17 protein-coding genes are annotated in these 15,253 nt (G+C 53.3%); 9 read left to right on the top strand and 8 right to left on the bottom strand.

The features are described from left to right. Positions 1-84: 84 nt before the first annotated feature. A complete protein-coding gene (locus ACPXV9_RS01485; protein WP_423893967.1) occupies positions 85-1,089 on the top strand; it encodes a helix-turn-helix domain-containing protein in 1,005 nt (334 codons plus the stop codon). Positions 1,090-1,100: 11 nt separating this feature from the next. Here ACPXV9_RS01485 and ACPXV9_RS01480 read toward each other — a convergent pair whose 3' ends face one another. The 6 genes from ACPXV9_RS01480 to ACPXV9_RS01455 all read right to left on the bottom strand — a co-directional run bounded on the left by ACPXV9_RS01480 (position 1,101) and on the right by ACPXV9_RS01455 (position 5,027). Next, a complete protein-coding gene (locus tag ACPXV9_RS01480) occupies positions 1,101-1,565 on the bottom strand; it encodes a nuclear transport factor 2 family protein (protein WP_423893965.1) in 465 nt (154 codons plus the stop codon). 70 nt (positions 1,566-1,635) lie between these two features. Further along, positions 1,636-2,259, bottom strand: a complete 624-nt coding sequence (locus ACPXV9_RS01475) for a 2-hydroxychromene-2-carboxylate isomerase (RefSeq protein WP_423893963.1) — start codon at positions 2,257-2,259, stop codon at positions 1,636-1,638. Positions 2,260-2,376: 117 nt separating this feature from the next. Then, entirely contained in the window at positions 2,377-2,775 is a 399-nt protein-coding gene (locus ACPXV9_RS01470; RefSeq protein WP_423893961.1) for a GFA family protein, read from the bottom strand. Then, on the bottom strand, positions 2,772-3,317 hold the full coding sequence (locus tag ACPXV9_RS01465; protein ID WP_423893960.1) for an HNH endonuclease: 546 nt from the start codon (positions 3,315-3,317) through the stop codon (positions 2,772-2,774). Before ACPXV9_RS01465 ends, ACPXV9_RS01470 begins: the two co-directional genes overlap by 4 nt. Before the next feature lie 77 nt (positions 3,318-3,394). Beyond that, positions 3,395-3,847 (bottom strand): hypothetical protein, encoded by a 453-nt coding sequence (locus tag ACPXV9_RS01460; RefSeq protein ID WP_423893959.1) that lies wholly within the window; start codon positions 3,845-3,847, stop codon positions 3,395-3,397. A gap of 304 nt (positions 3,848-4,151) precedes the next feature. Beyond that, complete coding sequence (locus ACPXV9_RS01455; RefSeq protein WP_423893957.1) at positions 4,152-5,027, bottom strand: helix-turn-helix domain-containing protein; 876 nt, start codon at positions 5,025-5,027, stop codon at positions 4,152-4,154. Positions 5,028-5,194: 167 nt separating this feature from the next. Between ACPXV9_RS01455 and ACPXV9_RS01450 the strand changes: the two genes are divergently transcribed. The 5 genes from ACPXV9_RS01450 (at position 5,195) to ACPXV9_RS01430 (ending at position 9,949) form a co-directional block, all read left to right on the top strand. After that, positions 5,195-6,361, top strand: a complete 1,167-nt coding sequence (locus ACPXV9_RS01450) for an acyl-CoA dehydrogenase family protein (protein WP_423893955.1) — start codon at positions 5,195-5,197, stop codon at positions 6,359-6,361. A 116-nt stretch (positions 6,362-6,477) separates the two neighbouring features. Then, complete coding sequence (locus tag ACPXV9_RS01445; RefSeq protein ID WP_423893953.1) at positions 6,478-7,254, top strand: enoyl-CoA hydratase; 777 nt, start codon at positions 6,478-6,480, stop codon at positions 7,252-7,254. Positions 7,255-7,373: 119 nt separating this feature from the next. Continuing rightward, positions 7,374-8,507 (top strand): enoyl-CoA hydratase/isomerase family protein, encoded by a 1,134-nt coding sequence (locus tag ACPXV9_RS01440; RefSeq protein WP_423893951.1) that lies wholly within the window; start codon positions 7,374-7,376, stop codon positions 8,505-8,507. Positions 8,508-8,529: 22 nt separating this feature from the next. After that, positions 8,530-9,429: a 3-hydroxyisobutyrate dehydrogenase gene (gene mmsB, locus ACPXV9_RS01435; RefSeq protein ID WP_423893949.1), complete on the top strand. Its 900-nt coding sequence runs from the start codon at positions 8,530-8,532 to the stop codon at positions 9,427-9,429. Continuing rightward, a complete protein-coding gene (locus ACPXV9_RS01430; RefSeq protein WP_423893948.1) occupies positions 9,326-9,949 on the top strand; it encodes a DTW domain-containing protein in 624 nt (207 codons plus the stop codon). The genes mmsB and ACPXV9_RS01430 overlap by 104 nt, the downstream gene beginning before the upstream one ends. Positions 9,950-9,955: 6 nt before the next feature. Here ACPXV9_RS01430 and ACPXV9_RS01425 read toward each other — a convergent pair whose 3' ends face one another. Next, a complete protein-coding gene (locus tag ACPXV9_RS01425) occupies positions 9,956-10,573 on the bottom strand; it encodes a class I SAM-dependent methyltransferase (protein WP_423893946.1) in 618 nt (205 codons plus the stop codon). Further along, complete coding sequence (queG, locus tag ACPXV9_RS01420; RefSeq protein ID WP_423893944.1) at positions 10,570-11,706, bottom strand: tRNA epoxyqueuosine(34) reductase QueG; 1,137 nt, start codon at positions 11,704-11,706, stop codon at positions 10,570-10,572. Before queG ends, ACPXV9_RS01425 begins: the two co-directional genes overlap by 4 nt. Before the next feature lie 70 nt (positions 11,707-11,776). Between queG and ACPXV9_RS01415 the strand changes: the two genes are divergently transcribed. The 3 genes from ACPXV9_RS01415 (at position 11,777) to ACPXV9_RS01405 (ending at position 15,239) form a co-directional block, all read left to right on the top strand. Beyond that, entirely contained in the window at positions 11,777-13,336 is a 1,560-nt protein-coding gene (locus tag ACPXV9_RS01415; RefSeq protein WP_423893942.1) for an NAD(P)H-hydrate dehydratase, read from the top strand. Continuing rightward, the gene (gene tsaE / locus ACPXV9_RS01410; RefSeq protein ID WP_423893940.1) at positions 13,333-13,797 is read left to right on the top strand and encodes a tRNA (adenosine(37)-N6)-threonylcarbamoyltransferase complex ATPase subunit type 1 TsaE; all 465 of its coding nucleotides are present in this window, start codon (positions 13,333-13,335) and stop codon (positions 13,795-13,797) included. The genes ACPXV9_RS01415 and tsaE overlap by 4 nt, the downstream gene beginning before the upstream one ends. 86 nt (positions 13,798-13,883) lie before the next feature. Beyond that, positions 13,884-15,239 carry an N-acetylmuramoyl-L-alanine amidase gene (locus ACPXV9_RS01405; protein ID WP_423893938.1) on the top strand — a complete coding sequence of 452 codons (1,356 nt, stop codon included), beginning with the start codon at positions 13,884-13,886 and terminating at the stop codon, positions 15,237-15,239. The last annotated feature ends 14 nt before the right edge of the window (positions 15,240-15,253 follow it).

The following is a 15,253-nucleotide window of genomic DNA, read 5'->3' as shown; positions in this document are numbered from 1 at the left end:
CGCCAAAAGCGTGATGGCATCGGAGTGTTTGTTGCGCCAAAACGGTGTCATAATTCGCCACAAATAAACTATTTGGCGAATCGAATGGATTTTATTTCCCCTGTCTACGCATTGTTTCTGATGCAGAGTGTGGCCGCTGCCGAGGTGCAGGAGGCGATGTTGCTCGACACCGGTCTGACCCGCGAGGATCTGGAATCCGGTGCCAATATTTCCATGGAGGCTTTTCAGAAGCTGTTGCTCAATGCCGACAGGTTGTGTGATGACCACATCGGCAAAATCATCGGTACCCGCGCCGGGGTGTTAACTCTGGGCACCGTGGGGTCGGCGGCGGCTGCCGCGCCCTCCATTCGCGAGGGGTTTCAGATCATCAACGCCTTTACCCGGTTGCACGCCAGCTACGCCAAGGGCGAGGTGTTCTCCAGTCATCAGGGGTTGAGGCTGTCATTTGAATTCTCTGACAAGATCAGCGTCACCGAGCGATTTCACGCCGAGTCGGTGCTGTTTATGATGCAGAACTATTTGCAGATGGTGCTTGGCTTCAAAATGCACGACGGAGTGTATATGGTGCGGCACCAGCCTCCCGCATACGCCGACCTCTATCAGCAGTGGTTTGCCTCGCCGGTGCTGTTCGGTGAGGAATCGATTGCGGTGGTGGTGCCCAAGCAATATCTGGATCGGCACTCGCCGTTCTACAACCGCGAGGTCTGGGAGCAGGCCCTGCAGTTGCTTTCACAACAGATTGAAGAGCTCGGTGAGCAAAACCAATCCTCTTACAGTTACCACGTGAAATCGCTGCTGCGCAGTTGCGACACGCCTTTGCCGGGGCTGGCGTTTGTTGCCGGGCGATTGCATGTGTCCGAGCGCACCCTGAATCGTCGCCTGCAGCAGGAGGGGCACACCTTTCGGGAATTAAAGGTAGCGGTGGTGCTGGAACGGGCCCGAGAGTATTTGCGTGAAACCAGCCTCAGTGTTGAGGCCATTGCCGGTGCGCTGGGGTATCAGGATGTGGCGAATTTTCGTCGTAGCTTCCGGTCGGTGGAAGGCTGTTCACCGGGTGAGTACCGGCGTGTGTGTGCCGGCCAACGTTAGCGTGTCAGTTATTATTGTTGGCTGTAAAGGCCGAGCCCTTTGGCCGCTTGTTTTTGCACCTTGTTTTTCAACAGCGAGCTCCAGCCCAGTATCAGTCCGGCCGGACCCAGCGCCATGGCGCTCCACTTCCAAAAGCTGAAGTCATCGGTGTGCTTAATGATTTTGCCGTCCTGAAATTCAAACTCAGCCGTCACCTTGTTGTGAACTTTTCGCCCCGTTGCCGAAAAACAGTACCTGGCCTCCCAGCAGGCACGGCCTTTGTGGTCATCGGCCTCAATGCTGTGAAAATGCAATTCAAAATCCCGCGCTTGCGCGCACAGCATCTTCCACATGGCAGCGGCGTTATCACCGGTTAAATCCGGAAATACCGGATCAGAAAAATGCACATCGGGGTGGTAACACTCGGCCATGCCCTCACCGTCCAGCTTCTGGAAGCTGGTGTAGAAGGTTTGCAGTAATTGTGTGTTGGGGTTCATGGTTGTGCCTTGGCGTTTAAGGATGTCAGTTACAGATCAGCGGAGCAAAATGCCCGTCTGCAGCGTATGGTTAAGCGTTTTTAACAATGGCACTCTCTAATAAACACAATCGATCGTTGCCAAAAAACATTTCCCCATTATAAAAAAATGTTGGAGCACCAAAAGCTCCTCGACCAGCGGCCTCTTCGGTATTCACTATCAGTCTCTGCTTAATCTCGCGATCCGATAACATTTGCTGAAATGTTGAACGAGGAATGCCTATATTAGAAGCCAGCATTTCGACAATCTCAACCTCAGAAATATCGACATTATCCGAAAAGTAAGCATGGTAAGCTTGCATCACGTATGGCTTCACCAAACCAAGCTCCGCTGCGATCACTGCGCCACGCATTGCAGTTAAGCTATTTGGTGGGAAGTTATTTGGTAGACTGAACGAAACACCATAGTATGCTGCCCACGCTTGTAAATCGTGTAATAAATACTTCTTCTTATTTGCCGATTCAACGTAAAAAGGGGACGCATTCTTCACATTCTTAAATAACCCACCCAATAGCATGGGGCGCCATTCGAAAACAACATCATGCCTGCTTTCGATACCCTCAATCTGAGTAGCAGCAAAGTAGCTATACGGGCTGCCTAAATCAAAAAAGAATTCAACCTTTTTGATATTTTCAATGCTTCTTTCATCCGTCATATAGCAATTCCTTTTTCCCAATTCATAGCGCGTGAACCGTCAGCTATCAATCACGTTTACCCTATGCGCGAGCCCCTAGGATCGAATCACATCGGGGTTTGCGGGCAAGCCAACTTATTATGCTTTGTTTTGAATAAAGATCTGGCGGGCATTATCTTCACAATACCAATCGGATTTTGACTCGCCATATATTTCATAATGTGGTTTGGGGATATTGCCTTCAGTCACAGTGCCCAACCGTAATCGAATAACTTCAGGCATATCTAGGCGTTGACTGTATAAAGGGCTGCCGCAGTTCCCGCAAAATACACGCTTCTTCTTTTCACTGGAAAAGAACGCTTTAAGACTATTCTCTCCGCTCTGAAATGAAAACAAGCTCTTTTTAATAGGCGAATTTGTTGCGAAGGGTGTTCCCTGAGCTCTTTTGCATTGATCACAGTGACAAATAGCCACCTCTTCAATCGTGCCAGTGTATTGATATTTCACATTGCCACAGAGGCATGAACCTTTAATCATTGCACAAATGCCTTGTCTAATTGTTTGTATAAATCTAAAGACTTATCAGATTCTGTTTTTATGTTTTCATACAAACTATTGGCTATAACTCTAATGGCATGTTCTTCGTTGATATTGAGTTCTGGGTATTTATGCTTTTTGAAATTATCCAATATCTTTTGTTTTCTCGGTTCGATCTGGCTTGATTCGCCTCTACTCTCACATACCCTGGTTAGGTGCTGCTCCCAGTTGCAATAAGTTTTATCATGCCGGCGCTCTCTTTTATTACACTCCTTGCAGCACGGAATAATGTTGCCAGGATGATGCAAGCCAAATTCCGTGCGGTTGAACATCAACACATGCTCAATTTGTAGTTTCTCGTGCTTTTCTCCGCAATAGGCGCAACATCCATTAAAGTCATCATCGCGAATAGAAAGCCAAAGAGCTTTTCCTTTGCCGCTTCCGGTGTTAAATGAATGGCCAAGATAATGCTCACCGACTTTCGTAAGAAAAGCTCTTACAGCAGTGTTAGCAGAATCTGATGCGGTATTGTATACAGCCATACTTATTGAGCCTTGTAACGCCGAGGTTTGTTTGTCCGGCGGAGGTGCGAAGTACCGGAACGCACAACACTGATTCGTTATGCATGTTCCTCTTTGATTCTCTTTCTGTTTTTGAAGTAGAACCCTATTGAGAAAATTGTAATAAAGGCTCCCAAACCCAATAGCAATGGATTGCTGGGTTCGGCAGGAATGCTAACCCCATTACAAATACATGCTTCCGATGGTAAGCCAGAAGTAAAAGCTAAAACCCCTATCGCCCCCATGATCGTAGAAGTATCTGTTAAAGACTTGAGTTTATCCTTCAAATCATAGCGATTAAATCTTAATGCTTTATTTCTCTTCTTTTCTTCGGAGCCAAATTTATTGTATGCAATATGGCAGTTTGGACATTGCCATTCTGGGGCGCTATCACTTTTCAATCGTGCATATTCACATTTTGGGCAAGTGATTGATTTTGTACTACGGCCTGTAGCAGTAGAAGCCTTTTTTATTTTACTTTTAGTGGCAGCTTCAAACATGGCTTTTTGCATAACGCTTATTGGTCCCCCATGAGTCGTATTACCTGGAGGCCTATTTCTAATTGATTGGAATAAAACGACGAGAAGCTAGCGGGCTAGAGCCGTCCGCCAAAAGAAATAAGACTTCCTGTCCTGATATCCTGAATTTGCATCAACAATAGCGATAATGATTGGGGCGCACAACCCTGTAGTGTGGCGCTAGCAAGTGCTCACCCTTATTTGTTTGCTAAATAGTCCGGCAACGGGCGGTTTTTTGGGTTGCTTGAGTCGATTGATGAATCGTTGTTTATGGCATTGAATGCCATGAGCATAAACACTACCGATGCTTACTCTTGCGGTATTGATCCGGCGAAAGGCCAATCACCTTTTTAAACAGCCGGGAAAAGTAGTAGGCGTCGTCATAACCCAGTGCGGCGGCCACCTGTTTTACCGATTGGGTGCTGACGTCCAACAGGTAGCAGGCGTGCTGCATTTTCAGGTTGATAAAATACTGGATGGGCGAGTGGCCGGTGAGTGCTTTAAAGCGTTTGGAGAAATGGTACTTCGACAGCTTGCTGTGGGCTGCCAGAGTCTCCAGATTGAGCTGGCCGTGCAGGTGCTGGTTCATAAAGGATCGGGCGGCGTCCAAATCAATTTGCTTGCCGCTTTTGGAACGCTGCTGTCGGACTTGCAGGGCGATGTAGCTGATGCCCTGTTGCATCTCCAGACTGCCGTGGATAAACGAGGCCAGGTTGTAGCCGCTGTTGCGCAAGCTGAACAGGGCTTCGAACCCGGCAACCAGTCGGGGTTGCAATCCCACGGATTGAATGGGGCCGTTAAAATCCAGATGCTCACAAAAGACGTCGGCCGCCAGGCCATCAAAATGCAGCCAGTAGATGCTCCACGGGTAGCGGCTGTGGGAGGCGTAGCTGTGGGCCTGTCCCTTGGGCAGTAAAATCAGATCGCCGGCGCGGATGCGCTGGTGCTTTCCATCTATAGTTAAGGTGCCGCGGCCGTCGGTGCAGTAAATCAACAGGTAATTCTGGTGCTGGTTGCGCACCATCTGATGCTGAGAGGCTTTGGGGTAATAGCCCATGGCCACCGGATAGAGGTTGGCGGCCAGCGGGTTGGCGGCCAGCTGATCGCACAGAGATTGCGGCGTAAGAAAGCGAATTCCTTCAGTCGGTAGTGGCCAGTTAGACGTTAGTTGCATTGTAGTTTATTGATTTATAATGAATTATTTGTCTTTTGAGGTGGTTTGGGCTTGTTTTTATTGCCGCAAGATCGTCCATTATAAAGGCAATATCGTCAATCCACACGGCTTGCGACTTTGGTGTTTAATGGATCGATTGAGCTAAATATAGAAGAAGAGACTGGATTATGGATTTCAACTTGAACGAAGAGCAGCTGGCGTTTCAGGAGGCTGCGCGCGCCTTTGCCCAAGGTGAGATGGCGCCCAAGGCTGCGGAATGGGACGAGAATAAGATCTTCCCGGTTGATGTCTTTAAGGCCGCCGGTGAGCTGGGCTTTATGGGTATGTACTGCCCGGAAGAGGCCGGAGGCATGGGTCTGTCCCGACTGGATACGGCCATCATTCTTGAGGAGCTGGCCTCCGGCTGTACTTCTACCGCGGCTTTTATCTCGATTCACAACATGGCCACCTGGATGATCGCCAGTTGGGGATCCGATGCCATCAAGGCTCAGTGGTGTGGTGATTTGACCACCGGGCAGAAGCTGGCTTCCTACTGCCTGACAGAGCCCGGCGCCGGCAGTGACGCGGCGGGGCTGCGTACCACCGCGAAAAAAGAGGGCGATGAGTACGTCATCAATGGCGGCAAGATGTTCATCAGTGGCGCGGGCAGCACCGATGTGCTGGTGTTGATGGCGCGCACGGGCTCCCAGGATGAGGGTGCCCGTGGCATCAGTGCCTTTGCGGTGCCGGCGGATCTGCCGGGTATTGAATACGGTAAGAACGAAGACAAGATGGGCTGGAACTCGCAGCCGACACGTGCGATTGCCTTTGAGGATGTGCGCATTCCGGCCGGCAACCTGCTGGGCTCCGAGGGTGAAGGCTTCAAGATTGCGATGAAGGGGCTCGACGGTGGTCGCATCAATATTGCCACCTGTTCCATTGGCGCGGCTCAGGCGTGCATCAATCACACTCAGGCTTACATGCACGAGCGCAAACAGTTCGGCAAATCCATTGCCAGTTTTCAGGCGCTGCAATTCAAGCTGGCGGATATGGTCACCGAGTTGATTGCCGCACGGCAGATGATTCGTCTGGCGGCGAGCAAACTCGACAGCAACGATCCGGAAAAAACCACCTACTGTGCCATGGCCAAGCGCTTTGCCACCGACATCGGTTTTGAGGTGTGCAACAGTGCCATTCAGTTGCATGGCGGTTACGGTTACATCAAGGAGTACCCCATTGAGCGCTATATGCGCGATGCCCGAGTGCATCAGATTCTTGAAGGTACCAATGAAATTATGCGCATGATTACCGCGCGCCGCGTATTGGAAGACGGTGCTACGGATATTTTGCGTTGAGAAGACCAATTAAGAGATCCCCCACTTGATGCAGGATGACATTATTGGAGTGTGTCATTCTGAGCGAAGCGAAGAATCTCATGAAAAACAGATAAAAGAACAAAGAAGGAACAGCAATGAGCGATTTACTGAAATTGGAAAAGCGCGGCCGCACCGCGATCATCACCTTTAACAACCCGCCGGCCAATACCTGGACGCCGGAGAGCCTGCGCTACCTTGAGCAGCTTGTTAACGAACTGAATGACGACAAAGAAAACTACGCCCTGATCCTCACCAGCGACAGTGAAAAATTCTTCAGTGCCGGTGCCGATCTGAACCGTTTCAATCACGACGACAAGGGCTTGTCCTTCGAATTTTCTCTGGCGTTTGGTGAAGCCTTTACCGCGCTGTCCAATTATCAGGGCGTTTCCATTGCGGCGATTACCGGTTACGCCATGGGCGGTGGTCTGGAAGTGGCGCTGTCGTGCGATGTGCGCATTTGCGAAGAGCAGGCGCAGATGGCGCTGCCGGAAGCGGCGGTGGGTTTGCTGCCCTGTGGTCTGGGTTCGCAGCAGTTGTCCTGGCTGGTGGGTGAGCAGTGGGCCAAGCGCATGATCCTTCTGGGCGAGCGCCTCAAGGCGGACAAGGCCGAGCAGATTGGTCTGGTGTCTGAAGTGGTGCCGACCGGCAGTGTGCTGGACAGGGCGCTGGAATTAGCGGCCAAGGTTGAGGCGCAATCCCCGACTTCCGTGCGCTTCTGTAAAGAGTTGATTATGGCTGCCCGCAGCGGTGACATCACTTCCGCCTACGCCAAGGAGCGCGAGATGTTTGTGAAGCTGTGGGATACCCAGGATCAGAAAGAAGGTGTCAGTGCGTTTTTAGAAAAGCGTAAAGCCGATTGGAAGAATGCCTGATTAATTAATGTTGTCATTTCGAGTCGTGCCGCGGCGAGAAATCTCGTGAAGCATACGCCTTATGTTGTGAGATTGCTCGTCGCGGTACTCCTCGCAATGACACTGTCTGAGACAATAATATGACCGAACAAGCTTCCGTTTTATTTGAAGAGCGCGCTGCGGCCGGTGGCAAAAAAGTGGCCATCGCAACCTTGAATGCCGAGCGTTCGCTGAACTCCCTGTCACTGGAAATGATTGACCTGTTGCAGGAAAAGTTTACCGCCTGGGAAAACGACGACAGCGTTGCCTGTGTGTTCTTGCAGGGCGCGGGCGACAAATCTTTTTGCGCCGGTGGCGATGTGGTGGCCCTGCACGCTGGCTCTGCGGCTTATGGTGAAGAGCTGCCCAACAATGGCGCCATCGATTTCTTTACCCGCGAGTACATTCTCGATCATCACATTCACGTTTATTCCAAGCCGATTGTGGTTTGGGGTAACGGCATTGTGATGGGCGGCGGGCTCGGTTTGATGTCCGGTGCCAGTCATCGCGTGGTAACCGAGAACACGCGCATGGCCATGCCCGAAGTTACCATTGGTCTGTACCCGGATGTGGGCGGCAGCTGGTTTCTCAATCGTGCACCGGGGCGCACCGGTTTGTTTCTGGGTTTGACCGGCGCTTCCTTTAATGGCGCCGATGCCAAGTTTGTCGGTCTGGCCGATCGCTTTGTTTCTCACGACCAGAAAGCCGCGGTGATTGATGGCTTGTGTGGTTTGTCATTCGGCGATGGCTCACTTGATGCCTCTCTTGATGCCCATGCAGAAGTTTCCAAGCTGCTGCACAGTTTTGAAAAAGACACTGTTGCCAATCAGCCCGCAGGTAATGTGCAGGGGCATTTTGATCAGATCCAGGCGCTCACCGATGCCGACAGTATTCCGGAGTTGTTTGCCATGATCACCGGCTACGAAGGTGACGACAAATGGCTGAGCAAGGCGGCTGCCGGTCTGAAAAACGGCTGCCCAATCACGCCTTATCTGGTGCAGGAACAGTTGAATCGCACCAAGCATTTGTCGCTGGCCGATGTGTTTCGTCTGGAGCTGACCATGTCCGCCAACAGTGCCCGCTTTGGTCATTTTAAAGAGGGCGTGCGTGCGTTATTGATCGACAAAGACCGCAACCCGCAGTGGACGCCTGCCAAGGTAGACGATGTAACCCCTGAGCAGGTGGCAGCCTACTTTGTTGAACCATGGGATAAGCATCCCCTGGCAGAAATTTAAGAAATAATATTTGGAGAGTTGTATGAGCAAGTCAGTAGCCTTTATCGGTTTGGGTAATATGGGCGGCGGCATGGCGGCCAATTTGGTGAAAGCCGGTTTTACAGTGAAAGCGTTCGATTTGATGGAGGCCAATCTGAAGGCCGCCGAAGCGGCTGGCTGTATTCCTGTGACTTGCTCGAAAGAGGCGGTTGCCGACGTGGATTTTGTGGTGTCGATGCTGCCCAATGGCGCCATTGTCGAGAGTGTGTATATCGATGGTGATGCCCTGTTAGAGGCCATTCCAAAAACCGCACTGGTGCTGGATTGTTCCACCGTGGCGCCAGCCAATTCCCGCCGTGTCGGCGCGGAAGCCGATAATCGTGGCATTGCCTTTGTGGATGCGCCGGTGTCTGGCGGTGTCGCTGCGGCGGCCGCGGGCACTCTGGCGTTTATGGTGGGCGGTACCGAGGCCAACTTTGAAACCGCCAAAGAGGTATTGAGCCCGATGGGTGCCAATATTTTTCGCGCCGGTGATGTGGGTGCCGGGCAGGTGGCCAAGATCTGCAACAACATGCTGCTGGCCATTCATATGACCGGTACCGCCGAAGCCCTGCAGCTGGGCATCGATAATGGTCTGGATCCAAAGGCACTGTCGGATATTATGCTGAAAAGCTCCGGCTGCAACTGGTCGCTGGAAAAGTACAATCCGGTGCCCGGCGTGATGGAGGACGTGCCGGCTTCTAATAATTATCAGGGTGGCTTTATGGTGGATCTGATGCTGAAGGATCTCGGTTTGGCGATGGAGGCTTCTGCGGCCAGTAAGTCGTCTACCCCGATGGGTGCTGCTGCGCGCAATCTGTTTAATCTGCATAAAAACAGTGGCGGTGAAGACAAGGGCGGCAAAGATTTTTCCAGTGTGTTGGAGTTGTACTCCGGAAAATAAATGCCCATGGCTGCGGCCATTTTTCTATAATGGCCGCATGAAAATATATCTGCTTACCCACGCCCGCGAAGTGTCCAAAAAAACCAACACTGGCCAACTGGCTTTGCAAGTGTGCCCGGATGTTTGTGAACGCATTGTCTGGGACCGTGTGGGTCCCGATCCCCGATTGTTGTCCCTGTCCGATGATGCTGTGTTGCTGTATCCCAAAACCGATGCATTAAAAGATTCCACTGAGTCGGTATGGGCGGATCAGGTTGACGGGATTGAAACGTTTATTGTCATCGACAGTACCTGGCAGGAAGCGCGCAAGATTTATAATCGCAGCCCCTATCTTCACCATTTGAAAAAATACAGTTTGCCGGAGAATGTGTCGTCGAGTTTTCGGTTGCGTCGCAATCAAAAGGTTAATGGTTTGTGCACCGCCGAAATTGTTGAATTTCTGTTGCGGGCCACCGGCCGGTTTGATGTTGCGGACGATCTCGCCGACGAATTTCAGGTGTTGAATAGGTCTGGCGGGTAACCGGCTCTATGGATTGTAGATATCCAGAATCAACCCCCAGACATTGTGTGGGCTGGGCACATCCCAGTCGCTGTAGACCGCGTCGTAACGCTCGCAAAAATACTCGCCCACTTCACGGAAGGTGGGTCGCCCCGGATCGGTCAGAACCACCCGGGGCACGCCGGCCTGCAGTGCGCGTTTGATCAGGTTGCGGACGATGGGGGTGAGCTCATCCCAGAAGCAGATGTCGGCACCGATGATCAGATCGAATTCCGCCAGCTCCTGCTTGGTGATTTTTTCAAAGCGCTTTTGCCAGGTGGTGACATGGACGCCATTCAATTCGGCGTGATGTCGTAAAAAGGGGAACACTGAGGGGTCTGCGTCCAGTGAGGTGACGTGGGCATTAAAATGCTTGGCGCAATAGATGCCACCGAGTCCCCAGCCGCAGCCTATTTCCAGAATTTTGATGTCCCTGTCCGGTGGACATTCCTGCAAATAATCCATCAGTACGTAGGTGGACTTCCAGAATTTATTGCCGTGCAGGGTGGCGTTGCCTGTGTCCTTGCGCAGGCGGCGAATGTCTTTGTGCGTGTTTTTGAGAATGGTCAGACCAAAGGCCTGACGCTCGGTGTTGGGATTGCTCATGGCTGGTTTGTGCTTGTGTTTTTGATTTTGCGTTTACGGCGGTGATTGGGGTTCGTCTGTTGCAGCAGCGCCCAGTCGATGTGTTCTTGCACCAGTTCACTGGTGTCGGGCCTTTTCTGTTGCAGTGCCGTGATGATGCGTTCGCGAACGTCCGGTGCCTGATCGGTGGCGTTGCCCAGACCTACTGACAGGTTGCGCAGCCAACCTTCATAGCCAATGCGACGAATGGGCGAGCCTTCGGTTTTCTTCATGAACTCCTCTTCCTGCCACAGAAACAATTCGATCAGTTCTTCGCAGTCGAGTTGGTGGCGTGGTGAGAAATCCATTTCATTGGTGTTGGGGGCCTGTTTATTCCAGGGGCAGATGGCCTGACAGTCGTCACAGCCGAATACCCGGTTGCCCATGGGCTCGCGAAACTCCAGCGGAATGGCGCCCTTGTTTTCGATGGTTAAAAACGAAATGCAGCGGCGCGCATCCAGTTGGTAGGGTTTGGGAAAAGCGTCGGTGGGGCAGACTTTCAGGCAGGCCTGACAGTCGCCGCACTGATTGGCTACCGGTGTGGCGGTCAGCGGCAGGGGGACGTTGGTCAGTATCTCGCCGAGAAAAAACCAGCTGCCCGCTTCTTCATTCAGCAGCAGGGTGTGCTTGCCAATCCAGCCAAGTCCCGCTTTGGCGGCCAGTGGTCGCTCCAGTACTGGCGCGCTGTCGACAAAGGGGCGTTGGTTGGCGGTCAGAGTCGGTTCCATTGCGGCGACAGCCTGTTCGATGCGTTTGGCCAGTTGCGACAGTCGTTTGCGGATCAGCTTGTGGTAGTCGCGCCCCAGGGCGTAGCGGGCAATATAGGCTCTGTCGGAGCTTTTCAGTATCTCAATGGGCTCAGAGCCCTCGGGCAGGTAGTTCATGCGCACAGAGATAACGCGACAGGTGCCGGGCAGTAATTCGTGGGGGCGGGTGCGTTTGTTGCCATGGTCGGCCATCCAGCCCATGTCCGCCTGATAGCCATTGCTGAGCCACTCTTGCAGGCGCGGCTCTTCCGGTGCCAGATCGGTGTCGGTGATGCCAACCTGTTGGAATCCCAGCTCGGTAGCCCAGTCTTTTATATCCAGTGCTAGCTGTTGCAGGGTGTTTGTCATGGTTTCCCGAGGGTATAATTCATTCGAACTGCAATGATAGCGCCTTTGATCGCGTATTAGAGAATATTTTATGAGTCTTTCCACCTTTGAATTCGCCGCCGCTGAACCCCGTACCGGAGACAGCTTGGCGAGTGCTTTGCCCCAGGATCTTTATCGAGCCGAGCAGGTGCGTGAACTGGATCGCTGCGCTATCGAGGATCATGGTGTTGCCGGGATTCGCCTGATGAAGCAGGCCGGCCGCGCCACGTTTGAGGCGCTGTTGCAGCGGTGGTCTGATGTTGAGCACATCACCGTGTTGTGTGGCTCAGGCAACAACTCCGGTGATGGTTACATCATCGCGGGGCTGGCGGCACAGAAGCGCATCCCGGTGGATGTTTTTTATGTGGCCGACCCCGAGGGGTTGCAGGGCGATGCCCGCACGGCCTACCAATTTGCCTGTCGCGAGGGCGCCATCGCCCAGCCCTTTGCCGAAGGTCAGCGTCTTGATGGTGTGTTGGTGGATGCGTTGCTGGGTACCGGCTTGAGCGGTGAGGTGCGTGGCGATTATGTCAGTGCCATCAACGCCATCAACCACTCCGGTCTGCCGGTGGTGGCGGTGGATATTCCCTCGGGTCTCTGTGCCGATACCGGTGCCAGACTCGGTGTGGCGGTCAAGGCAGATTTGACGGTCAGTTTTATCGGCCTCAAGCAGGGTTTGCTGACGGGCAGTGGCCGCGGTTGTTGTGGGCAGCTGCTGTTTGATGATCTGGGTGTGCCCGAGGCTGTGTATGAGCCTCAGCAGCCGGCGGCTCAACGTCTGAATCTGGCGGAGTTGCTGGAACATTTGCCAGAGCGCAACGAAGATAGCCACAAGGGCGATTTCGGCCACGCCATGATTATTGGCGGCGAGCTGGGTTACGCCGGTGCTGCGGCCATGGCCGGTGAGGCCTGTGCCAGAGTGGGTGCCGGCCTGACCAGTGTCGCTACCCGACCGGAACATATTCCGGCACTGGTGGCGCGTCGTCCCGAACTGATGGCCATCGGTGTCACCTCCGGCCAAAGTCTGGAGCCGTTGCTGGAGCGCCCTTCCGTTCTGGTGGTGGGGCCGGGACTGGGTAAAACACCCTGGTCGGAACAGTTGTTACAACAGGCGGCGCAAACCGGCTTGCCCATGGTACTCGATGCCGATGCCCTCAATTTGTTGGCCGAGGGGCGCTTGCTGGCCGGTGTCAAACGCGACAATTGGGTGCTGACACCGCATCCGGGTGAAGCGGCGCGTCTGTTGGGTGTCTCGACCGCCGAGATTCAGGCCGATCGTTTTCAGGCCGCCACGGCGCTGCAACAGAAATTCGGTGGCGCGGTGGTATTAAAAGGCTCCGGCTCTCTGGTTGTGGGCGAGGATGGTCGGATCGCGGTAGCCGCGGTGGGCAATCCCGGTATGGCCAGTGGTGGCATGGGCGATGTCCTCAGTGGCATTATTGGCGGTTTGCTGGCTCAGGGTCTGACGCCTGAAGTCGCTGCGCGGTTGGGCGTTTGTCTGCACGGTGTGGCGGCGGATATGGCTGCCGAGGAAGAGGGGCAGCAAGGCTTGTTGGCGGCGGACCTGATGCCTTATGTGCGCACTCTGCTCAACAGCGTAGGCGAGTCATGAGCAAAGAGTTTTATCTGGCCGACGAAGAGCAGACCGTTGCCTTTGGTCGTAATCTGGGTGAGGCCTGTCGCGCTCAGGGGCAGGGGGGCGTGATTTTTATGCTGGGCGATCTCGGTGCCGGCAAGACCACCACGACCCGAGGGGTGCTGCGTGCTTACGGTCACGAGGGGGCGGTCAAGAGTCCGACCTATACGCTGGTAGAGCCCTACGAACTGGCTCAGGATGCGTGGGTTTACCACTTTGATCTCTATCGCCTGGGTGAGCCCGAAGAGTTGGAGTACATGGGCATACGGGATTACTTTGATGCCGGGAACTTATGTCTGGTGGAATGGCCCAATCGGGGAGAGGGCTATTTGCCGCAGGCGGATTTGCTGGTTAACCTGAGTGTCAGTGCGCCGGGACGTAAGGTGTCGGTAACCGCCCAGACCGATCTGGGACAGCAATTATTGCAGTGTCTGTAGTGCTAAAAAAGTACTAAAAAAGTATCGAGCAAGTACTGAAAAAGTACCGAACAATTGAATTAACAGAATAATAATTGGCGAAAATTATGGGGGCATTTCCCAAAATGCATTTCCGGTGCAGTGTGCTTGTTACGCTGGTGTTGATCATGGTCGCCGGCAACGCGCTGGCGGCGTCGGTCAAGAACGTGCGTTTGTGGCGAGCGCCGGATAATACCCGACTGGTGTTTGATCTCAGTGGCCCGGCTTCTCACAAAATATTTACCCTCGGCAACCCGGACCGTCTGGTGATTGATATTGCCAAGGCGGATATGCAGGCCAGTCTGGCGTCGATGGATTTGTCGGAAACACCCATCAAGCGCATACGCAGTGCCGCGCGCAATGGCACGGATCTGCGGGTTGTACTCGATTTAAAGCAGTCGGTCAGACCCAAAAGCTTTTCCCTGAAAAAACACGGTGACAAACTGGATCGTCTGGTGGTGGATTTGTTTGACCAGAGCCGGGCCGTGGTAAAAACCGTTGAGCAGGCAACCACTCAATCCAGTGCCAAATTGCGCGACATTGTTATTGCTATTGATGCCGGTCACGGCGGTGAAGATCCCGGTGCGTTGGGGCCGAAAATGGGTAAGACGCGGCCGCTGGAAAAACATGTGGTGTTGGCCATCAGTAAAGAGCTGGCGAAACTGATCGATGGCGAGCCGGGCTATCGCGCGGTGCTGGTGCGCACCGGCGATTACTATATTCCGTTGCGCAAACGCCGCAATATTGCTCGCGAGAACCGCGCCGATTTGTTTGTCTCGATTCACGCCGATGCCTTCAAGGATAAGCGCGCCAAAGGGGCCTCGGTGTTTGCCCTGTCACGCCGCGGCGCCACGTCAGAGACGGCCCGTTTTCTGGCGCAAAAAGAAAACGAGGCGGATTTGATTGGGGGTGTTGGCAATGTCAGCCTGGAGGATAAGGATCAGGTGTTGGCCGGGGTGCTGGTGGATCTGTCCATGACTGCAACCCTGAGTTCCAGTCTGGATGTCGGTGGCCGGGTTTTGAAATCCATGGATTCCATTGCCAAGCTGCATAAGCCCCAGGTGGAACAGGCGGGATTTGCGGTACTGAAATCGCCGGATGTACCCAGCATTCTGGTGGAAACGGGCTTTATCTCCAATCCCGATGAAGCCAAAAAATTGAGCAGCAGCTACTACCGCAAGAATATGGCAAAGGCCATTTTCAAAGGGGTTAAGGGCTATTTCAATCAATACCCGCCGGCGGGCAGCTATGTGGCCTGGAAGAAAAATGGCGGGGGTGTGCGTGAGCATGTGATTGCCCGGGGCGACACCCTCAGTGGCATAGCGCAGCGCTACAACGTCAGTGTCAATCAGCTTCGCTCCGAGAACAGTCTGTCCGGTTCGGTGATCCGGGTTGGCCAGAGATTAAAAATTCCCGCGTCTTGATGATTTTCTCATCG

The sequence above is a fragment of the Candidatus Pelagadaptatus aseana genome (assembly GCF_040362265.1).
Classification (GTDB): domain Bacteria; phylum Pseudomonadota; class Gammaproteobacteria; order Pseudomonadales; family Cellvibrionaceae; genus Pelagadaptatus; species Pelagadaptatus aseana.
The sequence above is the reverse complement of the archived record's forward strand: the minus strand, read 5'-3'. Positions and strand labels throughout refer to the sequence as shown.

Bases quoted from the DNA above. Each gene is read 5' to 3' on its own strand.
- ACPXV9_RS01455 (WP_423893957.1), bottom strand. From the start codon at position 5,027: ATGCAACTAACGTCTAACTGGCCACTACCGACTGAAGGAATTCGCTTT.
- ACPXV9_RS01480 (WP_423893965.1), bottom strand. From the start codon at position 1,565: ATGAACCCCAACACACAATTACTGCAAACCTTCTACACCAGCTTCCAG.
- ACPXV9_RS01415 (WP_423893942.1), top strand. From the start codon at position 11,777: ATGAGTCTTTCCACCTTTGAATTCGCCGCCGCTGAACCCCGTACCGGA.
- ACPXV9_RS01425 (WP_423893946.1), bottom strand. From the start codon at position 10,573: ATGAGCAATCCCAACACCGAGCGTCAGGCCTTTGGTCTGACCATTCTC.
- ACPXV9_RS01450 (WP_423893955.1), top strand. From the start codon at position 5,195: ATGGATTTCAACTTGAACGAAGAGCAGCTGGCGTTTCAGGAGGCTGCG.
- ACPXV9_RS01470 (WP_423893961.1), bottom strand. From the start codon at position 2,775: ATGATTAAAGGTTCATGCCTCTGTGGCAATGTGAAATATCAATACACT.
- ACPXV9_RS01460 (WP_423893959.1), bottom strand. From the start codon at position 3,847: ATGCAAAAAGCCATGTTTGAAGCTGCCACTAAAAGTAAAATAAAAAAG.
- tsaE (WP_423893940.1), top strand. From the start codon at position 13,333: ATGAGCAAAGAGTTTTATCTGGCCGACGAAGAGCAGACCGTTGCCTTT.
- ACPXV9_RS01445 (WP_423893953.1), top strand. From the start codon at position 6,478: ATGAGCGATTTACTGAAATTGGAAAAGCGCGGCCGCACCGCGATCATC.
- ACPXV9_RS01405 (WP_423893938.1), top strand. From the start codon at position 13,884: ATGGGGGCATTTCCCAAAATGCATTTCCGGTGCAGTGTGCTTGTTACG.
- ACPXV9_RS01465 (WP_423893960.1), bottom strand. From the start codon at position 3,317: ATGGCTGTATACAATACCGCATCAGATTCTGCTAACACTGCTGTAAGA.
- ACPXV9_RS01475 (WP_423893963.1), bottom strand. From the start codon at position 2,259: ATGACGGATGAAAGAAGCATTGAAAATATCAAAAAGGTTGAATTCTTT.
- queG (WP_423893944.1), bottom strand. From the start codon at position 11,706: ATGACAAACACCCTGCAACAGCTAGCACTGGATATAAAAGACTGGGCT.
- ACPXV9_RS01485 (WP_423893967.1), top strand. From the start codon at position 85: ATGGATTTTATTTCCCCTGTCTACGCATTGTTTCTGATGCAGAGTGTG.
- mmsB (WP_423893949.1), top strand. From the start codon at position 8,530: ATGAGCAAGTCAGTAGCCTTTATCGGTTTGGGTAATATGGGCGGCGGC.
- ACPXV9_RS01440 (WP_423893951.1), top strand. From the start codon at position 7,374: ATGACCGAACAAGCTTCCGTTTTATTTGAAGAGCGCGCTGCGGCCGGT.